General features: G+C 62.6%; 24 protein-coding genes and 1 tRNA gene. 11 read left to right on the top strand and 14 right to left on the bottom strand.

The annotated features are described in order from the left end of the window. Positions 1 to 42: 42 nt before the first annotated feature. From folE to ACOFKT_RS10740, 8 genes are all read right to left on the bottom strand, one after another. The gene (folE, locus tag ACOFKT_RS10775; protein WP_419803997.1) at positions 43 to 672 is read right to left on the bottom strand and encodes a GTP cyclohydrolase I FolE; all 630 of its coding nucleotides are present in this window, start codon (positions 670 to 672) and stop codon (positions 43 to 45) included. A 24-nt stretch (positions 673 to 696) separates the two neighbouring features. Beyond that, a complete protein-coding gene (locus tag ACOFKT_RS10770) occupies positions 697 to 1170 on the bottom strand; it encodes a 6-carboxytetrahydropterin synthase (protein WP_419803996.1) in 474 nt (157 codons plus the stop codon). Next, complete coding sequence (locus ACOFKT_RS10765) at positions 1167 to 1625, bottom strand: 6-carboxytetrahydropterin synthase (protein ID WP_419803995.1); 459 nt, start codon at positions 1623 to 1625, stop codon at positions 1167 to 1169. Before ACOFKT_RS10765 ends, ACOFKT_RS10770 begins: the two co-directional genes overlap by 4 nt. 135 nt (positions 1626 to 1760) lie before the next feature. Next, a tRNA-Gln gene (locus tag ACOFKT_RS10760) sits at positions 1761 to 1834 on the bottom strand. Positions 1835 to 2063: 229 nt separating this feature from the next. After that, on the bottom strand, positions 2064 to 3551 hold the full coding sequence (locus tag ACOFKT_RS10755; RefSeq protein ID WP_419803994.1) for an ABC transporter substrate-binding protein: 1488 nt from the start codon (positions 3549 to 3551) through the stop codon (positions 2064 to 2066). Positions 3552 to 3682: 131 nt separating this feature from the next. After that, entirely contained in the window at positions 3683 to 4900 is a 1218-nt protein-coding gene (locus ACOFKT_RS10750; protein WP_419803993.1) for an anhydro-N-acetylmuramic acid kinase, read from the bottom strand. Beyond that, positions 4897 to 7524, bottom strand: coding sequence for a DNA mismatch repair protein MutS (mutS, locus tag ACOFKT_RS10745; RefSeq protein ID WP_419807150.1), 2628 nt, complete (start codon positions 7522 to 7524; stop codon positions 4897 to 4899). Before mutS ends, ACOFKT_RS10750 begins: the two co-directional genes overlap by 4 nt. Before the next feature lie 170 nt (positions 7525 to 7694). Next, positions 7695 to 7967 (bottom strand): hypothetical protein, encoded by a 273-nt coding sequence (locus tag ACOFKT_RS10740; RefSeq protein WP_419803992.1) that lies wholly within the window; start codon positions 7965 to 7967, stop codon positions 7695 to 7697. 245 nt (positions 7968 to 8212) lie between these two features. On the opposite strand from ACOFKT_RS10740, the gene ccsA reads away from it, so the two are divergent. From ccsA to ACOFKT_RS10710, 6 genes are all read left to right on the top strand, one after another. Continuing rightward, on the top strand, positions 8213 to 8992 hold the full coding sequence (gene ccsA, locus ACOFKT_RS10735) for a cytochrome c biogenesis protein CcsA (RefSeq protein ID WP_419803991.1): 780 nt from the start codon (positions 8213 to 8215) through the stop codon (positions 8990 to 8992). Beyond that, positions 8989 to 10239 (top strand): glutamyl-tRNA reductase, encoded by a 1251-nt coding sequence (gene hemA / locus ACOFKT_RS10730; RefSeq protein WP_419803990.1) that lies wholly within the window; start codon positions 8989 to 8991, stop codon positions 10237 to 10239. The genes ccsA and hemA overlap by 4 nt, the downstream gene beginning before the upstream one ends. A 92-nt stretch (positions 10240 to 10331) precedes the next feature. Then, positions 10332 to 10592: a hypothetical protein gene (locus ACOFKT_RS10725; RefSeq protein WP_419803989.1), complete on the top strand. Its 261-nt coding sequence runs from the start codon at positions 10332 to 10334 to the stop codon at positions 10590 to 10592. After that, positions 10592 to 10837 (top strand): hypothetical protein, encoded by a 246-nt coding sequence (locus ACOFKT_RS10720; protein ID WP_419803988.1) that lies wholly within the window; start codon positions 10592 to 10594, stop codon positions 10835 to 10837. Before ACOFKT_RS10725 ends, ACOFKT_RS10720 begins: the two co-directional genes overlap by 1 nt. A 181-nt stretch (positions 10838 to 11018) precedes the next feature. Next, complete coding sequence (gene hemC / locus ACOFKT_RS10715) at positions 11019 to 12116, top strand: hydroxymethylbilane synthase (RefSeq protein ID WP_419803987.1); 1098 nt, start codon at positions 11019 to 11021, stop codon at positions 12114 to 12116. Between the two features lie 5 nt (positions 12117 to 12121). Then, a complete protein-coding gene (locus ACOFKT_RS10710; RefSeq protein ID WP_419803986.1) occupies positions 12122 to 12880 on the top strand; it encodes a uroporphyrinogen-III synthase in 759 nt (252 codons plus the stop codon). Here the strand turns inward: ACOFKT_RS10710 and nth are convergent. Then, entirely contained in the window at positions 12877 to 13659 is a 783-nt protein-coding gene (gene nth, locus ACOFKT_RS10705; protein ID WP_419803985.1) for an endonuclease III, read from the bottom strand. The genes ACOFKT_RS10710 and nth overlap by 4 nt on opposite strands. Beyond that, a complete protein-coding gene (locus ACOFKT_RS10700) occupies positions 13659 to 14489 on the bottom strand; it encodes a chlorite dismutase family protein (protein WP_419803984.1) in 831 nt (276 codons plus the stop codon). Before ACOFKT_RS10700 ends, nth begins: the two co-directional genes overlap by 1 nt. 97 nt (positions 14490 to 14586) lie before the next feature. Between ACOFKT_RS10700 and ACOFKT_RS10695 the strand changes: the two genes are divergently transcribed. Beyond that, positions 14587 to 15228 (top strand): DedA family protein, encoded by a 642-nt coding sequence (locus ACOFKT_RS10695; protein ID WP_419803983.1) that lies wholly within the window; start codon positions 14587 to 14589, stop codon positions 15226 to 15228. 30 nt (positions 15229 to 15258) lie between these two features. Here ACOFKT_RS10695 and ACOFKT_RS10690 read toward each other — a convergent pair whose 3' ends face one another. The 3 genes from ACOFKT_RS10690 to ACOFKT_RS10680 are packed head-to-tail and all read right to left on the bottom strand — an operon-like array spanning position 15259 to position 17201. After that, on the bottom strand, positions 15259 to 16161 hold the full coding sequence (locus ACOFKT_RS10690; protein WP_419803982.1) for a flagellar motor protein MotB: 903 nt from the start codon (positions 16159 to 16161) through the stop codon (positions 15259 to 15261). Between the two features lie 5 nt (positions 16162 to 16166). After that, a complete protein-coding gene (locus ACOFKT_RS10685) occupies positions 16167 to 16928 on the bottom strand; it encodes a flagellar motor protein (protein WP_419803981.1) in 762 nt (253 codons plus the stop codon). Positions 16929 to 16958: 30 nt separating this feature from the next. After that, positions 16959 to 17201, bottom strand: coding sequence for a flagellar FlbD family protein (locus ACOFKT_RS10680; RefSeq protein ID WP_419807149.1), 243 nt, complete (start codon positions 17199 to 17201; stop codon positions 16959 to 16961). A gap of 199 nt (positions 17202 to 17400) precedes the next feature. Here ACOFKT_RS10680 and ACOFKT_RS10675 point away from each other — a divergent pair, with 199 nt between their 5' ends. The 3 genes from ACOFKT_RS10675 to fliS all read left to right on the top strand — a co-directional run bounded on the left by ACOFKT_RS10675 (position 17401) and on the right by fliS (position 20635). Further along, positions 17401 to 18621 carry a flagellin gene (locus tag ACOFKT_RS10675; protein ID WP_419803980.1) on the top strand — a complete coding sequence of 407 codons (1221 nt, stop codon included), beginning with the start codon at positions 17401 to 17403 and terminating at the stop codon, positions 18619 to 18621. Positions 18622 to 18770: 149 nt separating this feature from the next. Continuing rightward, positions 18771 to 20126, top strand: a complete 1356-nt coding sequence (fliD, locus tag ACOFKT_RS10670; RefSeq protein ID WP_419803979.1) for a flagellar filament capping protein FliD — start codon at positions 18771 to 18773, stop codon at positions 20124 to 20126. 32 nt (positions 20127 to 20158) lie between these two features. Then, positions 20159 to 20635 (top strand): flagellar export chaperone FliS, encoded by a 477-nt coding sequence (fliS, locus tag ACOFKT_RS10665; protein WP_419803978.1) that lies wholly within the window; start codon positions 20159 to 20161, stop codon positions 20633 to 20635. Here the strand turns inward: fliS and ACOFKT_RS10660 are convergent. Further along, positions 20632 to 22425, bottom strand: a complete 1794-nt coding sequence (locus ACOFKT_RS10660; protein WP_419803977.1) for a sodium:solute symporter family protein — start codon at positions 22423 to 22425, stop codon at positions 20632 to 20634. The two genes, fliS and ACOFKT_RS10660, sit on opposite strands and share 4 nt — an antisense overlap. Before the next feature lie 228 nt (positions 22426 to 22653). Here ACOFKT_RS10660 and ACOFKT_RS10655 point away from each other — a divergent pair, with 228 nt between their 5' ends. After that, a complete protein-coding gene (locus ACOFKT_RS10655) occupies positions 22654 to 23058 on the top strand; it encodes a hypothetical protein (protein ID WP_419803976.1) in 405 nt (134 codons plus the stop codon). Positions 23059 to 23096: the final 38 nt, after the last annotated feature.

The raw sequence follows: 23096 nt of genomic DNA, 5'->3' as shown, positions 1-23096 counted from the left end.
AGAGTAACGCCGCGCCTGCGAAGAGAGCGGCTACGAGCGGAACTAGAACGCCTGTGGCCGTCGAATTAACGAAAGGAACTCATTCCGTGTCTGAGGGCTGCTTCGGAAGGCTCCGAGCATTGCCGATGTCGTCGTGAGTGATTGCTGCTTCTCGACACCGCGCATCATCATGCACAGGTGCTGCGCCTCCAGGATCACAGCCACCCCCTGCGGATTGATCGCGTCCACGATCGAATCGGCGACCTCTCGCGTCATACGCTCCTGCACCTGCAGCCGGCGTGCAAACACATCCACCAGCCGCGCGACCTTGCTCAGACCGATTACTTTGCCCTTGGGAATGTAGGCAACATGCGCCTTGCCAAAGAACGGCAGCATATGGTGCTCGCACAGCGAGTAAAACTCGATGTCCCGAACGATCACCATCTCGTCGTATTCCACGTCGAACAGTGCGCCGCGCAAAATTTCCGTTGCACTCTGCTGGTAGCCGCGGGTCAGGAAGGCAAGCGACTTCTGCATGCGGTCGGGCGTCTTGACCAGGCCATCGCGTGTTGGATCCTCGCCCACGCGGCGCAGCAACTCGCGATAGATTTCTTCCGTGGTGGCATCGTGAAGATTCACGGCGCCAGCAGTGCTTTGCTGACTGTCTGGTGCTTCGGTCTTGCTTGCGTTCATCGTGCTCTCGTCGAAACTGGGGATTTATGCCGGCATGTGCGGGCGCTGTATTTCAGGAGACGCAGTGGCAGGCAGGTCGAAAGCGTTGTTGCGCGTCTCCTCGATACGGATGTTCACCAACCGCAGAAGCCCGTGCGAGGCGAGCCGCGGCACTCCAATGCGCAGGACACGTTCGATCTCGATAGCCAGGTTTTCGGTCGATGGTACGAACGCGCCGCCGAATGCCCCATCCTGGTTCAGGTGCATGTGATCGAAACGGTCCAGCACCTCGCGATGCAGCAGGGCGTCCAGCGCCGGCAGATCCACAACAAAGCCTGTGTCCGCCGCAATCGGCCCCGCGACCGTCACCTCAATCCAGTAGTTATGACCGTGTCCATGCGGGTTGTTGCACTTCCCATAGATGCCGCGGTTCTGCTCGTCGCTGAGCGCGGGCACGTGCAGCCGGTGCGAAGCGGAAAAGCGATATCGCCGCGAGAAGTGCGCTACGGGTCTGCTCACGACACCACCTCTGCCTGACCGATCACAGTCGCCGAGGCGTCCGCTACCTGCTCGCCGTAGTAGTCGGCAAAGATGTCGTCCATTTCATATACACGCACGCGGTACAGACGGGAGTTCGGCACCTTGCCTTCCAGCCGACGCCAGATCGCAACCGCAATATTTTCGGTAGTTGGAATCACGTCTGCGAACTCGGGCACTTCGTAATTCAGGTGGCGATGGTCGTAGACGCTCACCACCTCCGCTTCCAGAATGTCCTTCAGCAGCTTCAGATCGACCACGAAGCCAGTAACCGGATCCACCTCGCCCGCGACCGTCACTTCCAGCGTGTAGTTATGCCCATGCCCATGTGGATTGGCACACTTGCCGAACACGGCAGTGTTTTGCTCATCACTCCATTGCGGGTTGCGGTAAAAGTGCGACGAAGAGAATTCGGCTTTGCGGGTCAGGAAGATCATGGCAATTCAGCTTATTGGATGAGAAGGGACGCGCCACGTTGCGCGATTGCCTGATTTGCGCGATTGCGAAAAGCAAGGCTCAACGCGACAAAAAGGAATCCAGAAGGCGACCAAAAAGCCGTCCTGATGCGTTGTTGGTTGCCTCCCAGGGATTCGAACCCCGATTGATCGGTTCAGAGCCGACTGTCCTACCATTGAACGAGGAGGCAACATGCTACGGACTGCCGCGAACGGTCTGCCCAGTAAGCGAAGCCATCGCGCCTCAGCGTGTGATCGCCGTAGCCCGACTGCCTTTGCAAGTGTACGAAATGCCCTGAACCGCGTCAACGCGACCCATGGGATCTACGTGTGAGCCGGTCTTCTGTCCCATTCAAGACCGTCGCCGTGCTCGCTGCTTCAAACGCGCGAGCGAGGTCCGTGCACCGCTCCTCGCAACATCTACTCCGGAACGATGCTTGCCGTTCGCAACCACGCAAAGCTGCCGGAGCCGGTTGCGTTCACGCCGCGCAGCCTGCGCGTGTGTACGACCACGTTGTCCAGCGACCACAGTGCCGCGGTCGGTGCCAGAGCATGCAGCCTATGTTGCAGCGCAACATAGGTCGCACGGCGGTCAATCTGGCTCGCCTCGGCGGCTCCTTGCGCGATCAGTTGGTCCACCTCCGCATCGCTGAAGTGTCCGCGGTTGCCACCCTTCGGCGGCATGCGGTCGCTCGCATACGCGTAGCGAAAAATTTCCGGATCTTCGTTGGACCCCACCCATCGCAAGACGTACATCTGAAACGCGCCTTTCGTCACGTCGGAGTAAAACGTTCCGAACTCGTTCTGCCGCAGCGTGAGCTCGATGCCGGCATCGCGCACCTGTTGCTGCACGATCGCGGCCAACAGGCGCATGGTGTCGTCCGTTGAACTCTTCAGCGTAAGCCGGACGCGTACGCCGTGCGCGTCCGGCTTGTATCCCGCGGCATCCAGCAGCGCCTGTGCCTTTGCGACATCGTGTGTGTACGGCTGCACCTCGCCTGGGTGCAACGCGGCCCAGTGCTGCTGCGGCAGCAGCGTCTCCGTCATGCGCGCGTGGTCGCGCCAGAGCGCGTGAATGATCGCCGGCCGGTCCAGGCTGTATTCAAACGCCTGACGAACACGCTCCTCCGCGAGCAGAGGATCGCGCACATTGAACGTGATGTAGTTCACGATTGAGCCCGGTTGGCTCTCCGTGACCAATCGCGGATCGTTCCGCAACGAGTACACCGTGTCCATCGTCAGCGCATTGCTCGCCACATCGGCCGAACCTTTTCGCAGCTCCAGTGCGCGCGTGATCGCGTCAGGCACAATGTCGAAACGCAATCTCCGCAGGTGCGGCGCGCCTGCCCAATAGCTGTCGTTTGCGCGAAGCTCGACCTCTTTGTCCTGCACCTGTGAGACGAACACAAACGGTCCCGAGCCAACCGGGTGCTCGCCAAGTGCAGTACCGGCGCCGCGCTCTACTACGGCAAACAGCCCGTCGCTCATGTTGAAGAGCAACCCGCCATCGGGTTCCTTAAGGTGCACCACGCACGTGCGCGGGTCCGGTGCTTCCGTGCGATCCACCCGCGCAAAGGCCCCGGCTTTGCTGGTGATGATGCTGCCGTTGTGCATGCTGTCGATCGACCATGCAACGTCGGTTGCATCAAGCGGTTTGCCGTCATGAAAGTGAACGCCGTCACGAATGTGCAGCACCAGTGTGCGTGGGTCCGGCCACTCCCAGCGCTCGGCCAGCCAGGGCTGCAAATTTCCATGCTCGTCTTTTGACACGGGGGCGTCGAAAATCAGCGCGCCGATGTGCTCCGCCTGCGCGTCGGATCCGATACGAATGTCCAGGTTTGTCGGCGAGTTCTCAATGTCGATCACGACCGTGTCGCGGTCCTTTTTGGAAGCGTGGCACGATGCCAAAAGCAGCAGACACACGCTGAAAAGGAGGGAACAGCCAGCCCGTGTCACACGCTGGCCTGTCTTCCGCCGTACACGTCCTGCTGACTCGTCCCTCTGAGGTACGCTCGACACGATCGGCTGATCCGCTCCCCTCACAACGTGACCTTGCCGAGCAACACGGGCCTTGCTGCGCCGGTTGCCGAAGGCACGTTGCCCGGCACGTGGTGCCAGCGCAGCCATGCCAACAACGCGAAGGCAACTGCCTCTTTCGCCTCGGCAGGAATGCCGGTCGCCTCGCTTGTGCTCACCTGGATCCCGAGCGGTTCCAGACTTTCGCGCAGCATGCGAAGCAGCGTCGCGTTGCGCGCACCGCCACCGGCAACGATGTAGTCCGTCGCATCGGCCAATGGCGCACTCTGCCCAAGAAACGGCCACACCAACATCCGATAAGCCTGCAGGATCGACTGCGCAGTCAGTGCCGTGGCTGTCGCAACCACGTCGGCGTCGCGCGCACCGGCCTGCCGGCACTCCGCGATGAACCGTTCCACAAAGCCACCGCCGAACTCCTCGCGACCGCAACTCTTCGGCGCGGGCAACGCAAAGTACGGCATCCGCAAGACCTCATCCACCACGGTCTGCAGCACGCGGCCCCTCGCTGCAACGGCTCCGTTGCGATCGAATCGCTTGCCGTACAACTGCTGCATGACTCCGTCGATCACCACGTTCGCAGGACCTGAGTCAAAGGCAAGCACTGCATCGGAACCAGCCGGCAGGGCGGTCATGTTCGCAATGCCCCCAAGATTTTGCAGAATGCGGTTGCGTGCTGTGTCGGCATACAGCACGCGATCCAGCATGGGCACCAGCGGCGCACCCTGCCCACCCGCCACCATGTCTGCGGGACGAAAATCGCTTACAACGGGCAGCCCGGTGCGTCCCGCAATCTCCGCAGCCTCGCCCAGCTGCCAGGTACAGCGCAATGCCGCCCCCAGGTACTTCGCAGCCGCGCCCTGGTGGTACACCGTCTGCCCATGCACGCCAACCAGCTTCGCACGTAAGCTAAGCTTTAACTCTGCAGCGACTACCGCGTCGCCGTAAACCTGGCCCAGGCGCCAATGCAACCGGGCCAGGTCCGCGGCCGTAACGCTCTGTGCGTCCATCGCCGCCAGCACCGCTGCCCGCAGGCGGGGTGAATACGATGTGTGAACATGTCCCAGCAGCTTCAGCTTGGGCTTGCCGCCGATTCTCCCGGGCGCAATGCGGACAAGCGCCACATCCACCCCGTCCGCGGATGTCCCGCTCATCACCCCGGCCACCACCATCGGCTTGGGCGTGATCACATTCGCGGGGCCAGCGGAGCGGACTCGCTTCATTGCTCGATCTCCCGCTTCAGCTCCGCCAGCAGTTGAAGCGCTTCCATGGGCGTCATGCGATCCACATCCGTCCCGCGAACGCGGTCCACCACGCGCTGCGACAGCGGGGTAAACATCGTCATCTGCAGCGCCGTGTCCGGTTCCTGTACCGCCGCGACACCGGCCGCAACGCCCGCGCTCTCCGCCTTCTCGTGCAGCTTCAGCACCGCACGCGCCCGCGCGATCACGTCGCGAGGCACACCCGCCAGCTTCGCCACTTCAATGCCGTAGCTGCGGTCCGCCGCGCCGCTCTCTACCTGGTGCAGGAACACGATACCGCTGCCACTCTCCCGGCACGCCACGCGCAGATTCTTCATCCGCTCCAGCTTCTGTTCCAACAGCGTCAACTCGTGATAATGCGTGGCAAACAGCGTCCGCGCGCCGATGCGGTCATGCAGGTGCTCCACCGTGGCCCAGGCCAGCGACAGTCCGTCGTAGGTCGCCGTGCCTCGCCCCATCTCATCCAGCAGCACCAGTGACTGTGCCGTCGCTGTGTTTAGAATCGCGGCGGTCTCGGTCATCTCCACCATGAACGTCGAACGCCCGCGGCTCACGTTGTCACTTGCGCCGATGCGCGTAAAGATGCGGTCCACCAGCCCGAGCCGCATATGCGCCGCAGGCACAAACGAACCCGCCTGCGCCAGGATCACAAGCAGCGCCGCCATGCGCAGATACGTGGACTTGCCGCCCATATTCGGCCCGGTAATCAATGCCAGCGACGGCCCCTGTTGCGCGTCCAGAAATCCGCTATTCGGCACGAACCGTCCGGCGCCGCTCTCCTCCAGCCGCAACTCGACCACAGGATGCCGCGCCTCCGCAAACTCGAGCACGCCGCTGCCTTCCACAATCTCCGGACGCGTCCAATTGCGTAGCACCGCCAGGTGCGCGAAGTTCAGCAGAACATCCGCTTCGGCAACACGCCGCGCCGTCTCGCGCATCCGCGAAGCGCTCTCCAGCACTGCGCGTCGCAGCTCGGCGAAGATGCGCCGCTCCAGCTCTGCGACACGCTCCTGCGCGGTCAGCACCTTGCGTTCGTAGTCCTTCAACTCCGGGGTGGTGAACCGCTCGGCGTTCACCAGCGTCTGCTTGCGTTCGTAGTCAGCCGGCACGTTGGCCAGGTTGCTGCGCGTGATCTCCAGGTAGTAACCGAAGACATTGTTGAAGCGCACCTTCAGTGATCCGATGCCCGTGCGCGCCCGCTCGCGCTCTTCGATGGCCGCGATCGCCTCGCGCCCGCTGCGTGACAGACCGCGAAGTTCGTCCAGTTCCGCATCGACGCTCTCCGCAATCGCATCGCCATCGCCCAGCTTCAGTGGCGGCTCCGGCACCAGCACGAGCGCGATCTCAGCGGCCACATCGCTCAGCGGATCGAAGCCCGCCTGCAGCGCAGCCCACCGGCCCGCGTGCAACTCCGCCAGCAGCAACGCCACCGCCGGCAACGCATCCAGCGTGCGGCCCAGGGCCACAACATCGCGCGGCCCCGCCGAATCGAGCGCCAGCCGGCCAAGCAGCCTCTCCAAATCCAGTACGCTTTCCAGCGATCTTCGCAGTCGCTCACGCGTCGTCAGCGATGTTGCGACCTCGGCGACCGCCTCATGCCGTGCGACGATCTCCTCCCGCTGGAACGACGGCCGTTGCAGCCACATCCGCAGCAGGCGCTTTCCCATCGGCGTGCGGCACTGATCCGTTGCATAGCAGAGCGTCGTCTGCTGCGACTCTCCGCTGAATAGCGGCTCTGTGATCTCCAGGTTGCGCAGGCTCACCGCGTCCAGTTCCAGAGCCGTCGCGCGCTCATAGCAGCGGGGCGTGTCCAGGTGTTCGAGCTGCTCGTGTTTGGTGGAACGCAAATAGTGCAGCACCGCACCCGCGGCGGTCGCGGCCGTCACACGGCCACCCATGCCAAAGCCGTCCAGCGACGGAATGCGGTAGTGACCCTCCAGCAGTGGCACGGCATACTCCGCGGTGAACACCCAATCCTCCACCGGCGTCTTCGTGCGGACGCTGCGAAACATCTCCGCTGCCGCATCGTCTTCGTCCGCCAGCGACGCCTGCGCGGCACCCAGCCGCAAGCCTTGCGCCAGCAGCAGTTCGCGCGGGCGCGCCCGGCTGAGTTCCTCACACGCGTCCTGCACGGCTGTCTTGCCACGGAACTCTGCCGCGCGAAACTCGCCCGTGGACAAATCCAGCAGCGCGACACCCGCACGGTCGCCTTTGCCCTCTACCGCCAGCGAGGCCAGGTAGTTGCTTTCTGACGCGCCCAGCGAAGTGTCGAGCGCCGTGCCGGGTGTCAACACACGCGTGACTTCGCGGCGTACCAGCGTCTTCGTCAGCTTGGGGTCTTCCACCTGCTCACAGATCGCAACGCGGAATCCACGGCGCAGCAGCTTCTGCAGATAACCTTCCGCGGCGTGATACGGAACGCCGCACATGGGAACGCTGCGTTCCTTGTCGCGCGCCGTCAACGTCAGCTGCAGTTCGCGTGCCGCAACTACGGCGTCTTCATAGAACAGCTCGTAAAAGTCGCCCATCCGGAAAAAGATGAGTGCGTCCGGGTGCGCAGCCTTCGCGGCAGCGTGCTGCCGCATCGCCGGCGTAACGGCCTCATTCGGTTTTCTGGCTTGTTCTGCGACTGGCACGTGCCTGACCCAGCTTTAGCATAGCGTTTGCCCGCCGCGTACGCCTGACTGCACACAGCAAAGCCCGTCCTTTGCAGGACGGGCTTTCGAGTTGACTGCAACCGAGTGCAGCCGCAGACCTAGCGCTGTGTCGCGTCGCTGCCGTGCAGTTTCACCTGCTTGTTGTAAATACCCAGGATCAGGAACGGAGCCACCCACTGACCGACGAAGAGAGCCGCGTTCTTTTTTCCTGCAATTTGGAACGACACGGATCCCAGAATCGATCCGATCGCCGCTGCTAGAAAGATGCCGCTCGGCACCTTGGATGTGTAGCTCTCGATGTAGGCGGTCACCTTACCCTCTTGTGCCTCGCCTGCCTTCACGCGCTTGTCGCCTTCCAAACTGAAATCCATGGTGGTCGTCTCCCTGTCTCCGAACGTCTGCCCGGTTCCCAAAGCGTGGGATGCAAAATTCGGCCACGCGTCTAGTCCGGTGGCAGCACATTGCGCGCATAAACATGCCGGCACCGGCATTGCTACGCTACGGAAAACAAGCTCGGCCACCGGGAGCGACACCTATACTGGGAGATGGGGCTGCCTGGCTGCCTCCGTTCGGCATGTCTCTCTTCTGGCTCAGGATCGCGGTGATCTTATATGGTGTGGCATCGCTCGCGGTGCTGCCCGCGGTTCTGTATGACCGCCCGCGCTGGCGGTTGGTCGCGCTGCCCGCCACGGTCGCAGCCCTGCTCTTTCATTTCGTGTCGCTGGCGGAGATGCTGGCGGCTGCGCACCGCTGGGTTCCGGTCAGTGCCAGCGAGGTGCAGGCTGTGCTCGGCCTTCTGCTCGCCGCTGCCTTCCTGCTTACGGTCGCTGTATACGGCAGCATGACCATCGGCATTGTCCTTCTGCCGCTAGTGTTTCTGCTAGGTTTGCTGCCCGCGTTTGCTCCGGGCACGCACCAGCTTGCCGCGCCGCTGCTGCGCTCCGGCTGGATTTCGCTGCACATCGTCCTTCTGCTTGCGGCGTATGCGGCACTGATCGTCTGCATGTTCTCGAGCGTCCTTTATCTCTTGCAGGAAAAGCGGCTCAAGGCACGCCGCCCCGCTGCGGGGCTTCTCGCGCGCATTCCGCCGCTTCAGGTGCTCGACCAAATCTCACTCCGGTCGTTGCTCATCGGCCTCCCATGCATGACCGGCGGCCTGCTCATCGGCTCGGCGCTGGCCGCCACGGAGTACGGCGCGGTTTACTTCCGCGATCCCAAGGTTTTGCTCAGCTTTGCCATGTGGCTTGCCTACGTGGGCATGATCGCCATCCGCCGTTCGGCGGGCCTGCGCGGCCGGCGCGCGGTCTGGCTGTCGTCATTCGTGTTCATTGTCATGCTTGCGGTGTGGTCGGCCAACCAGGTCTCCACCGTACATCGCTTCGCGGGGCGTCCATGAGCCTGACGCTGCTGGGCATCAACCACCTGAGCGCGCCGCTGGACGTGCGCGAACGCCTGGCGATTCCCGCCGGCCGCCTTGCGGATGCCACGCGCTCGCTTGCGCACCGGCCCGGCGTGCGCGAGGCGCTCATCCTCTCCACCTGCAACCGCGTCGAACTGCTTACCGAGCAGGAACAGGCAGCCGACCTGCGCAGCTTCCTCCGCGACTACTTCAGCATCGCGCCGCACGAGCTCGACCCCCATCTGTATGAGTTTCGCGAGCGCGAGGTGGTGCGCCACCTCTTTCGCGTCGCCAGTTCGCTGGACAGCATGGTCGTGGGCGAGCCGCAGATCCTGGGCCAGGTAAAAGACAGCTATGCCGTTGCGCGGGAGGTGGGCGCGGTTTCCAGCTCGCTCGAGCGCCTGCTGCAGTCCGCTTTTGCGGTCGCCAAAAAAGTGCGCACCGAGACCGAGATCGGCTCCTCCTCCGTCTCCATCGCGTCCGTCGCAGTCGACCTTGCCAAACGCATCTTCGGTTCGCTGCAGCGCTCAGAGGTTCTGCTGGTGGGCGCGGGCAAAATGAGCGAACTTGCCGCGCGACACCTGATCGCCCAAGGCGCTTCGCAGATACTCGTCGCGAACCGCACGCCCGAGCGCGCACAGCGGCTTGCGGCGGAGTTCCACGGCCTCGCCGTACCCTTTGCCGACCTGCAGACGCACGCCCCCAAGGCCGATATCGTCATTACCTCGACCGGCGCGGGCCGTCACCTGTTTAACGTCGCCGAGGCGCAGGTCATCCTGCACAAGCGCCGCGGCAAGCCCGTCTTCTTCATTGACATCGCCGTACCGCGCGACGTAGACCCGGGCGTGAACCGGGTAGACGGTGCCTTCGTCTACTCCATTGACGACCTGCAGCAGGTGGCGGCGCAGAACCTGACGGAGCGCTCGCGCGAGGCATCCGCGGCCGAGCAGATCGTAGCCGACGAGGTTGATCGCTACCAGCGCCGCCTGCAGTCGCTTGACGCCGTGCCCGGCATCCGCGCGCTGCAACAGCAGGCCGAGCAGCTTCGCGTCGCAGAACTGGACCGCAGCCGCGCGCGGCTTGCCAGCCTGACACCGGAGCAGCAGGCTGCCGTCGAAGCGCTCACTCGCTCGTTGACCAACAAGTTCCTGCACGCGCCCATGACCGCCATGCGCGATGCGGCGAACACGGGGGACGCGGCGACACTTGAGGACCTTCGCCGCATTTACAAGCTGAACAGCTAACCCGAACCCGCTGTCGGGCAGAATGGCGCGCCACCGTCCAAGCCACTCGCCCCCGTGCTGCCGTCATCACACCTTGTCGAACGAGGTGATCCATGGCGGAAGAAAGCCAACACGAACCGCGCGGGCTTGGGGAACACGCCCGCGGCATCGCAAGCGAGAACGCCCACGAGCAGGGTTGGGGCTTGAACGAGGAAGAACGCACGAAGGTGCCCGAGGGTGGACAGAACACATATGGCGGCAAAGACTATGAATACGGTGCGCGGGATTTCGGCGACGAACCGGTGAACACCGGCGGCAGCAAGCCAGAGGACATCGACAAGGCACGCGAAGTGCTGCAAAAGGAGAGTGCGTAATGGCAGAGGGTCACGACAGCAAGCAGGCGCGCGAGGCGTTTGAGGCAGCGGAGCGCACCAAGAACTCTGCCATCCCGGGTGCCGAACAGGGCGATCACGCCAAATCGCACGCCGCCCATCTTGAGGTTGAGGGCAACGTGCATACCACGCCCGAAGGACACGCACACCAGGCACGCGAGCCGGGTGCTCTGCGTGAGCCACCCCAGGACCCGCAGAGGGTTGGTGAGACGTTCCGCCGCCAATAGAACCAAGCCATTGGATCACCCATCGGTGAGCTGTATGCCGCAAAGGTCGCAGATCTGTCTTACCCACCGAGTGTTCCACGTGGAACAATGCATCGTGGACAGCTGAGTCGGGCGGCAACTCGGCTGTTCGCGATCGGATCAGGGCTGCCAGGGCCGCGGTTACTGCTTTACCATCTGCTGTATGCACCTCCGTCTCGGCAGTCGCGGTTCAAAGCTCGCCCTTTGGCAAAGCCGCCACATCGCGGCCCTGCTGGATGCGAACGGTCACACCACAGAGATCGTCCTCATCCGCACCACAGGCGACCGCATGCAGGACCCTGCCTACGCGGCGACGCATCCCGTTACGCCGGAACTGGACAACAAGGGCATCTTCATCAAAGAGATTGAGGAAGCACTTCTGGCCGGCACCATCGACCTGGCCGTGCACTCACTCAAAGACCTGCCCACCACGCTGGACGAGCGATTCGCGCTGCCCGCGATTCCGGAGCGTGCCGATCCGCGTGACGCCCTGTTGTGCCCTGACTGGCTGCAACTGCACACTCTGCCCGAGGGGGCGCGCGTCGGCACCACTTCGCCACGCCGTGTCGCGCAACTGAAGGCGCATCGGCCAGACCTGCAATTCGTTCCCATCCGAGGCAACATCGATACCCGGATACGGAAACTCGCCTCCGGTCAGTGCGACGCGTTGGTGCTGGCGTGCGCCGGCGTCGACCGGCTCGGCCCGGGCCTGTTACGCCCCGTGGAACTGGACCCGCAGCATCCTGAGTTCGGCCGCGACCCGCATATCGAGTGCGTCACGCATCCGGACCACGACCATTTAGCGCATATGGAACAGGGCGAGGAGTTACCCGGCCAGACGGACTGGATTCGCGAACGCTTTGACCCCGCCGTGCTGTGTCCCGCGCCGGGCCAGGGAGCGCTTGCGATTGAAACCCTGGCGCACGCCACTCAAGTAATCGCGGCAATTGCGCCCCTGGACAACCCAACCACACGCTTTGCTGTTGAGGCGGAGCGCTGGCTGCTCAACGGCCTTGGTGGTGGCTGCAGCCTGCCCGTTGGAGCGCTCTGCACGGTGCGAGACGGCCTTGCGACGCTGCAAGCCAACGTGACCGCACCCGACGGCGAACGCATGATCACGCTGACCGAGCAGGCGGCCAGCGAAGAATCGGCGGAGGTCTTCGGCACCCGTGTCGCAGACCACCTTGCGAGCCTTGGCGCGCTCGCGCTGCTGAGCGGCGAGGATGTTCTTGACGGCGAATTTGCCGAAACGCTGCGGTAGGAGCGATGCCGCTCCCTGGCAAGCGGGTGCTGGTCACGCGGGCGACCCACCAGGCGTCCCTGCTGGGTGACGCGCTCGCCGCTCGCTGCCTCACCGTTGTTGCCATTCCAGCGATCGCCATGGAACCTCCCAGCGACGAATACGCCAGCCTGCACCGCGAGTTGGAGCGTCTGGACGAATACGACTGGTTGCTTTTTACCTCCGCCAACGCGGTTGAAGTCTTTGCACGGGAACGCGAGGAACTGGGTATAGACGAGGTCTCCTGCCGCATCGCGAGTATCGGCGCGGCAACCTCACGCGCGTTGCGAGCGGCGGGACTGCAAGTGGACCTGCAGCCGGACACGGCAATCAGCGAGGCACTCGCCGCCGCTCTGCAGCCGCGCGTTCGCGGTCGACGCGTGCTGCTGGTGCAGGCAGAATCCGCACGCGACGTATTGCCGCGGTCGCTGAAGAGCGCCGGCGCCGAGTTGGTGATCGCACCCGCGTATCGCACCGTGACGCCGCAGGAGTCGGTCGAAGCTCTGCGTCGCGAAATGCCGCGTTTGGACGCGATCACGTTTGCAAGTTCGTCCAGCGTCCGCAATCTGCTGGAGTTGTGCCAGGCCGCAGCCGTGACGCTTGCGCCCACAATCGTGCTGGCCAGCATCGGACCGGTTACCTCGCAAACGCTACGGGAGTGCGGTTACCAGCCGCAGGTCGAGGCCGCAGTTGCGGATGTTGAGGTGCTGGCAAGTGCGCTGGCGCGGTACCTGGAAGCGCTTTAATGCGAAGCCCAGGTCTTGTCGCCCGAATTGCAGCTTGTCTCCAGTGAGCAGTCCGCGCACTTGGGTTTGCGGGCTTCGCAGATCTGGCGGCCGTGATGGATCAGCTGGTGGGCGAAGTCGATCCACTTCGGCTGGGGAATGATGGCCATCAGGTCACGCTCCACCTTGACCGGGTCGTCGTTAGTGGTCAACTCCAACCTGCGAGACAGCCGCAGCACATGCGTGTCGACCACCACTCCACTGGCGATGCCGTACCAGGAGCCGAGCACAACGTTGCTCGTCTTTCGCGCGGCACCGGGAATGCGCAGCATCTCCTCCATGGTTTGCGGGACTTCACCACCGAAGTCGTTCACAACGACGTTGGCCGCACCGACCAGTGACTTCGATTTCTGCCGAAAGAAACTGAGGCTTGCAATGATTTCCTGCAGGGCCTCAGGCTGCGCATGCGCCATGGCCCGCGGCGTGGGATAGGCGTGAAACAGGGCAGGCGTGACCATATTTACGCGCGCATCGGTGCACTGCGCACTCAGAATGGTTGCGACCGTCAGCTCCCACGCGCTGGTGTGATGAAGCGCGCAAACAGCGTTCGGGTACGTCCTGTCGAGCGCATCCAGGATTGCGGCGATGCGCTCGGACGCGAGCGGCTTTTTCGTTTTGCCTGGCCGCTTCTTTTGTGCAACAGGCTCGGCTGCGGAAATCTGACGGCCACGCACGCCCTTTGCAATGCCCGAAGCTTTTCTCGCCACCGACTTTTTGGCCGAGGGTTTTCGCGTGCTCATCAGCCGAGTTGATCCAGCATCTCGAGCGCGGTCATGCGAACGCACGAGAAGATGGGATAGTCCTTGAGCGTGTACATGCTGATCTCCGTTTCCCGAAGCTGCTGCACAAGATCGACGAAGTCTTCCGGGAAGTTTGTTTCAAACGCAACCACAAACTCCTGATCGTCAATGCCGAAGCTATAGGTGGTGTTCAGCTTGACGCGGGGGTATGCGAGGCCGATGCGGATGTGCTCATCCATCAAGCGGCGGCGCTCTTCGAGCGAGAGCAGGTACCAGGGCCGCGTCTTCCAGAATGGGTAGACGAAGATGTATTTGTGGCCGCCGGGGCGGATGGCGCCGCGGCCCTCGCCTTCGCTCTCGTCCTCGCGGTCGATCTGGTATTGCGAGCGCTTGGTCATGGAGAGAAAGCTGTGCGGTGTCGTCAGAAAACCGCCCATGGGTGTCGACAGAAGTTCCGCACGCATCTGGTTCATCTCCGCGACGGAGTAACAGATGGACCACACACAAAAATCAGTGTCACCGCGCGTGCCGATGGTGGAGTAGGTAAGCGACAAAAACTCGCCCGGCCGGTTCCAACGCTGCAGCACACCGGCAAAGGCCGCCTTGTGCTCGGATTTGATGTGCTCTGGCAGGCGCTTCCACTCCGGCAAGATCTTATAGAACGAAAAGGCAACGATCTGCCGCTTGACCGCCGCGCCGCCGCCGTGCTGCGGACGCGCGCCGTAGCCCGTTGCGGGTGCCTGCTGTGATGCAGCCTGTGGCGTAACGGTGTGCGCGGAGGTGCTTGTTTCGGGAGCGCCAGCGGCGGGAAGGGTTGCGGTCTCTGCCATGTTTCAAGGATACGAGCGTGAGGGAGCCGCAGCAAGCGCTGTGATCTGTCATGCATAGCGCATATGCCATCGTCGCTATACTTTAGAGAACCTCCACATGACTGAAAAGATCATCAACTTTCTTCTGCCTTACATCACAGGCATCATCATCGCCGTTGGCTACCCCGGCATCGCGTTGCTCATGGCGATCGAGTCTGCATGCATTCCCCTGCCGAGCGAGATTATTATGCCGTTTGCCGGGTACGTGGTCTGGCAGGGCAAGATGAACCTGATTGCCGCCGCCACCGCGGGTGCGATCGGCTGCAACCTGGGATCGGTGGTGGCGTACTGGATCGGCGCTTATGGCGGCCGTCCGATGGTGGAGAAGTTCGGCCGGTATGTGCTGATGAGCCGGCGCGACCTGGATCGCGTCGAACATTATTTCCATAAGTACGGCAGCATTACCGTGCTGCTTGGCCGCCTCTTGCCGGTCGTGCGTACGTTCATTGCCTTACCCGCAGGCATCGCGCGCATGCCGCAGTTGCGCTTCCACGTGTACACGTTTCTTGGATCGTGGCCGTGGTGCTTCGTGCTGGCCTATGTGGGCATGAAAGCCGGCGCAAGCTGGAACGATCCCAATTCCAAGTTGAAACATGTTCTGCACAAGGCGGATGCGGCTGTTCTGGTTCTGCTCCTTGCCGGGATCGCCTGGTTTGTCTGGTCGCACCTGAAACATCGCGGCGAGTCGCAGGCCGCCTAGAGAGTGCCGAGGAGCGCCATCGGTTAGCACTTATCGCGCCGCGGCGCGGTCCGCCGCCGGGGCAAGCTGTTCTGCCAGCGTGTTGCGCGTGGACATCGGTGTGACAGCAGCGCCAACGGTCGGCAGCATGGTGGTGCTCGCGCCGCGTGCATCCGCCGTGGCGGTCTGATGCGGTGGGACGAAGCCAGTGACGACGATATCGACGCGGCGGTTCTTGGCGCGACCTTCAAGGCTGGCGTTGGACGCGGCGGGGCGGAACTCACCGTATCCGGCGAGCGCAAAGCGGGATGGCGCGATCCGGCTTGCCTGCATCAGCGCCTCTGCTACCGCCGCAGCCCGCGCCGTGGACAGCTCAAAGTTGGACCGGAAGCGGTCGGAGTGAATGGGCAGGTTGTCCGTGTGGCCTTCCACGCGCAAGTCGTGGTCGGGCAGCGTGGCGGCGATTTTGCGCAGCAGAGGCAACGCCGCAGGGCTGAGGTCGGCCGAGCCGGAGGCGAACAGGCCGGCATCGCTGAGCGAAATGGTCGTGCCATCCGCGGCCGAGCGTACCGTGGCGGACCCCTGCAGTGCGTCGCCTGCTACGGCCTTTTGCACGGCTGCGGCAACAGCCCTGGGCGAGTCGTTGCTGTCGCCCGCGCCACTGCCACTGCTGCCGTCAGCGGACGTGGGCAAGGGCATCATCAGCGGTGCGGGCGCGCCCTGGCTGTTGCATGCGCCTGCTTCCAGCGGAGGCGTTTTGGAATGCGCGTCGAAGGCGCCGCTTTCGCTGAAAGCACTTTGCATCGCCGCAGCCATCGCTGCGGTCTTCTTCTTGTCGCTCACGCTTGAGGCGAAGAGCACCACGAAAAAAGCAAAAAGCAAAGTGAGCAGGTCCGCATAGCTGACCAGCCATCGTTCGTGGTTTACGTGTTCCGCATGCTTCTTCTTAGCCATCGTCGCTACGCCTTTGCTTCTGCGCCGTGCGCCAGAAAAGTGCGCAGCTTGGTTTCGATCATGCGTGGGTTCAGGCCTTCCAGAATGCCGACGACCCCCTCCAGCATCATTTCTTTCACCATCAGCTCTTCCTTGTGGCGAATCTTCAGCTTGCCCGCGGCCGGCAGGCAGAACAGGTTCGACAGCGCGACGCCATAGATCGTTGCGACAAACGCGACGGCGATGCCTTTACCGACCTCGTCGATGTTGTCCAGGTGCTGCATCACCTGAATCAAGCCAAGCACGGCGCCGATGATGCCCACTGTTGGCGCGAAGCCACCCGCTGACTCAAAGACCTGCGGGATCTTCTCTTCGATCTCGCTTTTGTTATCGATCTCGTGCTGCATGATCTTGCGGACTTCCGCTGGCTCCGTGCCATCGACTGCCAGCATCAGGCCCTGCTTGAGGAACGGATCGTCAACCTTGCCTAAATCGCTGTCCAGCGAGACGATGCCGCTCTTGCGCGCCTTGTTCGCGAACTCGACTAACTGTGTGACCAGCTTTTCGGTGTCGGCGCCTTTGTGCATGAAGACGCCCATCACTCCTTTCAGCGCGGCCAGAAAAACATTTAAGGGAAACTGCACCAGCACCGCGCCTGCGGTGCCGCCAATCACGATCATGGCGGCCGTGAGTTGCGTGACCTGGCCCATGTTGCCGCCTTCCATCATCATGGCGCCCAAGATGGCGACCAGCGCCAGAACAATGCCGCCAATGCTTGCGATATCCATTTTTCGTTCGCTCCTGCGTAGTAGGTGTGCTTAGTCGTGTGCGACGGCGTTTGCATGCGCGCCGTGCGCCAGCAGCGCCAGGTCCGCGGTGGGCCACGCTTCACGTAACAGAGAAGCCCGCCATGCGAGGGTGCGCGCCAGAACTGCCCCGCAGGTTTCCAAAACCACGAGCTTCTCGCCCGTGACCAGGGTCAACGTGGTGTCCGGGATCGCTTCCACGTGTTTGATCAGGTCAGCGTTGACAAGGAAAGGGTGGCCGTTCAGCCGGGTCATCTCAACCAATGTTTTGTCCTCGTGAACGGTATCGGCACATGTCGCAAAAGTGTGACGGCAGGGCCGATCTGTTCTTTGCAAAAGAGAAATGTTCTGACTCGCTCATGTTTGCCGCGCGGCTTCCGATAGGTGCTGTGAGCGCCAAAGGAACCGGCGCAGGAAACACATCTCGCCGCAACCAAATGAGGAGCGAAACACGATGTCACTCGGAGTACTCAACAACATCTCTGCCATCTACGCGCAGAACAGCTTGAACAACACACAGTCGAGCTTGTCGAAAACGCTGCAGCAGCTTTCTTCGGGCTCACGTATCAACTCCGGCGCGGACGACGCGGCCGGTCTGGCCGTGGCGGACGGACTGCGGGCAAACTCGACGGCGCTCGCGCAGTCGGCCAAAAATGCGAGCGATGCCATCGGCCTGCTGCAAACGGCGGACGGCGCACTCTCCCAGGTCACCACGTTGCTGAACCGTGCGGTGACCCTGGCGACCCAGGCGGGCAACGGAACGCTGAGCGGATCGCAGATCTCCTCAGCGAACCAGGAGTACCAGAAGATTTTGTCGCAGGTAAACACGATCGGCAGCACGACCAACTTCAACGGTACGGCGGTGTTCTCGAATACATCGCGCAGCTTCTTTACCTCGGACGGCACGTCCGCCGGGTCGACAATCTATAGCGACACGGTGGGCGCGCTCACGACGGCCAGCGTAGGCACCTCGGCACCTCCTGCTCCAACCACGGCCGCACCGGCAGCCGCAAACGGCACGGCGGCTACGTCGAGCAGCGCCGGTACGGTGACATTTACTCTGGGCAGCGGCCACGCAACCGACACGTACTCGGGCAACCTGACCGTCAGCTATGGCGGCTCCAACGTGAGCTTGTCGATCCCGGCAGGCACCACCTCCGCCAACCTGCTGAGCACGTTGAACGCGAGCGGCGGTGCGTTGCAAACGGCGGGCATCACCGCGTCGCTGAGCGGCACAACACTGACGCTGACGGGCGCGGCGACGGACGGCGGCACCACCGGTGCGAACGCAATTACGACTGCTAGTTCCGGGAACACGTTTACAGAAACCACGCCGGCGTCGGGCGGTTCGAGCGCAGGGACCGATCTGTCGCAACTTGCGATCGATTCGTCGACGAATGCGCAGACGGTGCTAACCAACCTGACCTCGGCGATTGCGGATGTCGCGTACCAGCGCGGCTCGATCGGCGCCAACATCAACCAGCTCTCCTCGGCGCAGTCCGTTGCAAGTAACGAGCAGACGAATCTGACGAGCGCGGAGAACAACATCACGGCGACCGACTACGGCCAGGCAGCGTCGGACTTGTCGAAGTATCAAGTGCTGTCGCAAACCGGTATCAGCGCGCTGGCGCAGGCGAACTCGGTACAGCAGGAGGTGTTGAAGCTGCTGCAATAGGTGACTGCGGCAAAGGCCGGCGCGGGCGACCGTGTCCGGCCTTTGCTCTTGTTTGATCCCCAGGCGCGCAGGCACTTAGAGCGTTCTTACGTTTTGCGCCGTGGCAGTGGCAGGTCAAGTGCAGGGCAGTGCTCTGAGGAGGTGCGTCTTTGGGATCGGTCGGCATCAATTTCGGCTCCGCGACCAGCGGCGCCGGTTTCGACGTAGCCTCCACAGTGAGCAGCATCCTGGCGATCCAGCGCACGCCGGAAACGGCCTGGGCGGCGCAGACGACCGCGCTTCAGGCGCAGGACACCGTGCTGACCAAACTGGGCAGCAATGTGTCTGCGGTGAGCACGGCGCTGGCTTCGCTGACCAGCTTTGACGGCATGTTTTCACAGGTGCAGGGAGCAAGCTCCAACACGGATGCGATTGTCCTCACCTCCGTCGGATCGACGGCGCAGAGTGGATCGCACACCCTTACGGTGCAGCACCTTGCAACTACCGCGCAGCAGTCTTCCAGCGCGGTCGCTGCGTCGGCAACGTTGTCGGGAACGTTGACGTTGCAGACAGCGGGCGCAAGTGCCGCGACCACGCTTTCGATTGCGTCGGGTTCGTCGCTGAGCCAGGTTGCCACACAGATTAACAACAGCAGCGCGGGCGTGAAGGCGACGGTGCTGACCGACAGCAGCGGACAGTACCTTTCGCTCACCAGCAGGCAGAGTGGCGCGGCAGCCGATCTAATCGTCACATCCAACGCGCAGAACAGCAACGGCACCGCTCTCAGCTTCACGGCTTCGCAGACCGGCACCGACGCGAAATACAGGCTGGACGGGGTCGACCTGACCAGCAGCAGCAACAGCGTGACGAATGCGTTGGCGGGCGTGTCGTTTCAACTCACGGGTGTTTCGAGCAGCGGCGTTACGGTGCAGATTGCGCCCGACGAATCGGGTATTGTGACGGCGCTCCAGAACTTTGTTTCCGCGTACAACACGCTCAGCACGTCCTTGACCGCGCAAGAAGGAAAGGACTCAGCCGGCAACGCGGAGCCGCTGTACGGCAGCACCATCATTTCGGAAATACAGTCCAGCCTGAGCGCCGCGTTTGCCTTTCAGCCATCGGGCAGTGCCAATGGGCTCTCGCTTGCTTCACTTGGGCTTGCGCTTTCGCAAGACGGCACACTTTCTCTGGACACAGGAACGCTCGGCGCCACGCTGGCAAGCAACTTCGAAGGTGTGTCGCAGAGCTTCCTGAACGCAGGCAGCTTCGGCCAGAACCTGACCACTGCGCTGAACGGGACAAGTGCCACCGGAACCGGAACGATCGGGTTGGCGCTGAACAACAACAGCAGCGAAGAGTCCACGCTCGCGAACAACAAGACTACGCTCGAAGCACGCCTGGCGACGTACAGCGCCAACCTGACCAAGGAATTGACCCTGGCGAACCAGATTCTGCAGGCGATTCCGCAGCAGTTGAACGAAGTAAACCAGATGTTTTACGCAATCAGCGGCTACAAGAGCAGCTAGCCGTCCACCAGCACGTGAATGAAGGAGGAAGCATGCGCTACCAGGAACAGGCATTGGCCGGAGCTACGGGTGTGGACCTGATCGTGAGCCTTTATGACGGTTGGCTCCGCTTTCTGTATCGCGCGGCGCAAGCTGCGGAAGAAGACGACGTGATTGAACGGCGCTTCGCGGTGAAGCGTGCGCTGGACATCCTGATGTACCTACAGGCGCGGCTGCGCATGGATTGCGGCGCGCCGGCCGTGGCGCTGAACGACTTCTACGCAGCCATGTTCACCATGACGCTGGAAGCGTCGCACGCAAACTCGGCGGAACAATTGCGCGCGGTGATCGGCTGCGTCCGCAACGTGCGCGAAGCGTGGGTCGTGGTGGCGCGTGATCCGGAGGCGAATCGCATGCTGCCACGTGAGCTGCGGACAGCGGCGGAACGGTCGGCGCGCGTGCTGCCCGCGTCCGTACACGCCGGGCAGGACCAGGTGCGGGCGGGGCAGCCGCTGCGATTGTCGGCTTAGCGGAACATGCTCCAGTTCTGCCGGTTCAGGCTGCGGAAGAGCAAGGCCAGGCAGGCTGCGGAGACAAGCAGCATCAGCAGACCGTCAGCAACGCGCCGAAAGAACAGGTTGCCAATACCGAACAATGCAAAGTAGATGAGCGAAGAGCCAAGCACCCAGTGCAGCGTGTTCCATTGCAAGGTCTTCTCCCCACGCGCCGAGGCGGGTGCAAACTGCTTCCAGCCTGCGGCGGGCGGACGCACACGGTCATAAAAGCTCTGCAAGGTTGTCGCGGGTTCCGGTTTGGTGAGCATCGTTACGGCAAACCAGATCAATGTGGTGCCGCCGGTCGTGATCAGCATCAGCCAGGCAAATCCGTGTGGATCGTCTGTGTTGAGCGGCACGGATGGAATGCGGCTGTCGATATGCTGCAGCGCGTGCACCACGGCCAGGCCGGCGCGTGACTGCAGCGTAAGGCTGATCGTTGCGGCGGCGGTCATGGCGGCGATCTCACTCCATGCATTGATGCGCCACCAGAACCAGCGCAGGATAAAGACCAGACCGGCACCGGCACCGACAGCGATCAGGAAGCGCCAGGCGTTCGAGATGGAATCCATGTAGAGCGTCGCTACGCCGCTCAGCAATGCGCAAAACAGGGTAGCGACACGCGACGCATTCACGTAGTGCTTCGGTTCGCGTCCACGTACCAGGAAGCGGCCATAGACGTCGTTGATCAGGTAACTCGCACCCAGGTTCAGGTGCGTCGCGATCGTGGACATGTACGCCGCGGCGAACCCGGCCAGCATTAGCCCGCGCAGGCTGGGCGGCAGAAAGCGGATCATCACCTGGATGTAGGCGCCTTCCTTGTCGCCGGCTGCAGGCAGCAGCACCAGCGCGACCAGCGCGGTCAGAATCCACGGCCACGGCCGTAGCGCGTAGTGGGCGATGTTGAACCACAGCGTCGCACCGAGCGAGTTCTTCTCGTCCTTGGCGCTGAAGATGCGCTGCGCGATGTAGCCGCCACCGCCGGGCTCCGCGCCCGGGTACCAACTGGCCCACCAGTTCAGGCTGAGCAGTACCAGAAAGCTGAGGAAGAAGCTTTCGCCTGTGTGCGGAAAGAACTGCAGCGTGTGCGCGCCGCGCAGAGCGTCGGACTGTTGCACCTTTGCGATCAGCGCATCCATGCCGCCGACGCCGCGCACGGCAAAGTACGCGAGCAGGATGACCATGCTCATCTTGAGGATGAACTGAACCACGTCGGTCCAGAGCACCGCCCACAGGCCGCTGATGGTGGAGTAGATGAGTGTGACGGTCAGGCACACGAAAACTGCCTGCAGCTTGCCCATGCCGAGTGTCAGGTTCAGCACCTTCGCCATGGCCAGATTGACCCAGCCCATGATGATGGTGTTGACCGGCAACGACAAGTAGAGTGCCCGGAAGCCGCGCAGAAACGCGGAGGGCTTGCCGCTGTAGCGAATCTCGGCGAACTCCATGTCGGTCAGAACTTCGGCCCGCCGCCACAGCGGTGCAAAGAAGAAGACGGTCAGCATGCCGCTAAGCGCGAACGACCACCAGAGCCAATTACCCTCGATACCTTGCTTGTAGATCAGGCCCGTTACGACCAGCGGTGTGTCGGCGCCAAAGGTCGTGGCGACCATGCTGGTGCCGGCCAGCCACCACGGTACGGACCGGCCGCTCAGGAAAAACTCGCCCACATCGCCCGACGCGCGCCGTGCGTACCAGAAGCCGATGCCTAGGTTGATTGCAAAGTACAGGGCAATGATCGCCCAATCGACAAACGTTAGATGCATGCCCGTCCGAAGCCCTTGTCAGGAATGCTCCATCGTACCCGGTTGCACCGGGCGTGCGACAAACGATTCCTAAATACCCATTGGATAAGTAGATAACTCTCTGGCGGAACCTCACGTCAAAGTTTATATGGCTTGTTTCCCCCAACTGGCCAGCCGTTCCTTTCCGCTGCACCCATTGGTGAGCCCAGAAACTGCTGCGCTGCTGCAAACGTTCCTCCGGAGGACATTGTGAACAAGATGCTGAGCTCCTGGAAGGAGATCGCCCACTTTTTTGGCAAGGGTGTTCGCACCGTGCAGCGCTGGGAGAAGACGCTGGATCTTCCCATCCGCCGCCCACCCGGCGCCCCCAGCAATGTGGTGCTGGCCCGTACAAGCGACCTGGAAGAGTGGATGCATCGCTCTGCCGCCGCTCGTGAGGCCGTATCCCAACAAGACACCCAGGTGGACGCACTGCAAAGTGCGATCTCCGAGCTTGAAGTTGAAGTAAGAGCGTTATCTGGTGTTCAGCCGCAGCCGGTCGAAGCTGCCGCTGAAAACTCCGGCGCACAGCCGGTTGAGCGCATCCAGCAACTGGTCGCGATGGTACGCGATCTGCAACACAACGATCATGGTGGGCTAAGGCGGGTCGCCTAGCATACCTGGGCAACACGTCGGAAGGGCATCGCTGCGGC

The organism is Terriglobus sp. (genome assembly GCF_965201105.1).
GTDB lineage: Bacteria > Acidobacteriota > Terriglobia > Terriglobales > Acidobacteriaceae > Terriglobus.
Note: the sequence above shows the minus strand (reverse complement) of the source record. Positions and strands in the feature narration are given on the sequence as shown.

Coding starts and splice junctions, on each gene's coding strand:
- folE (WP_419803997.1), bottom strand. CDS start 672: ATGAACGCAAGCAAGACCGAAGCACCAGACAGTCAGCAAAGCACTGCT.
- ACOFKT_RS10765 (WP_419803995.1), bottom strand. CDS start 1,625: ATGATCTTCCTGACCCGCAAAGCCGAATTCTCTTCGTCGCACTTTTAC.
- ACOFKT_RS10750 (WP_419803993.1), bottom strand. CDS start 4,900: ATGAAGCGAGTCCGCTCCGCTGGCCCCGCGAATGTGATCACGCCCAAG.
- mutS (WP_419807150.1), bottom strand. CDS start 7,524: ATGCGGCAGCACGCTGCCGCGAAGGCTGCGCACCCGGACGCACTCATC.
- ACOFKT_RS10740 (WP_419803992.1), bottom strand. CDS start 7,967: ATGGATTTCAGTTTGGAAGGCGACAAGCGCGTGAAGGCAGGCGAGGCA.
- hemA (WP_419803990.1), top strand. CDS start 8,989: ATGAGCCTGACGCTGCTGGGCATCAACCACCTGAGCGCGCCGCTGGAC.
- ACOFKT_RS10725 (WP_419803989.1), top strand. CDS start 10,332: ATGGCGGAAGAAAGCCAACACGAACCGCGCGGGCTTGGGGAACACGCC.
- ACOFKT_RS10720 (WP_419803988.1), top strand. CDS start 10,592: ATGGCAGAGGGTCACGACAGCAAGCAGGCGCGCGAGGCGTTTGAGGCA.
- hemC (WP_419803987.1), top strand. CDS start 11,019: ATGCACCTCCGTCTCGGCAGTCGCGGTTCAAAGCTCGCCCTTTGGCAA.
- ACOFKT_RS10710 (WP_419803986.1), top strand. CDS start 12,122: ATGCCGCTCCCTGGCAAGCGGGTGCTGGTCACGCGGGCGACCCACCAG.
- nth (WP_419803985.1), bottom strand. CDS start 13,659: ATGAGCACGCGAAAACCCTCGGCCAAAAAGTCGGTGGCGAGAAAAGCT.
- ACOFKT_RS10700 (WP_419803984.1), bottom strand. CDS start 14,489: ATGGCAGAGACCGCAACCCTTCCCGCCGCTGGCGCTCCCGAAACAAGC.
- ACOFKT_RS10695 (WP_419803983.1), top strand. CDS start 14,587: ATGACTGAAAAGATCATCAACTTTCTTCTGCCTTACATCACAGGCATC.
- ACOFKT_RS10690 (WP_419803982.1), bottom strand. CDS start 16,161: ATGGCTAAGAAGAAGCATGCGGAACACGTAAACCACGAACGATGGCTG.
- ACOFKT_RS10685 (WP_419803981.1), bottom strand. CDS start 16,928: ATGGATATCGCAAGCATTGGCGGCATTGTTCTGGCGCTGGTCGCCATC.
- ACOFKT_RS10680 (WP_419807149.1), bottom strand. CDS start 17,201: ATGACCCGGCTGAACGGCCACCCTTTCCTTGTCAACGCTGACCTGATC.
- ACOFKT_RS10675 (WP_419803980.1), top strand. CDS start 17,401: ATGTCACTCGGAGTACTCAACAACATCTCTGCCATCTACGCGCAGAAC.
- fliS (WP_419803978.1), top strand. CDS start 20,159: ATGCGCTACCAGGAACAGGCATTGGCCGGAGCTACGGGTGTGGACCTG.
- ACOFKT_RS10660 (WP_419803977.1), bottom strand. CDS start 22,425: ATGCATCTAACGTTTGTCGATTGGGCGATCATTGCCCTGTACTTTGCA.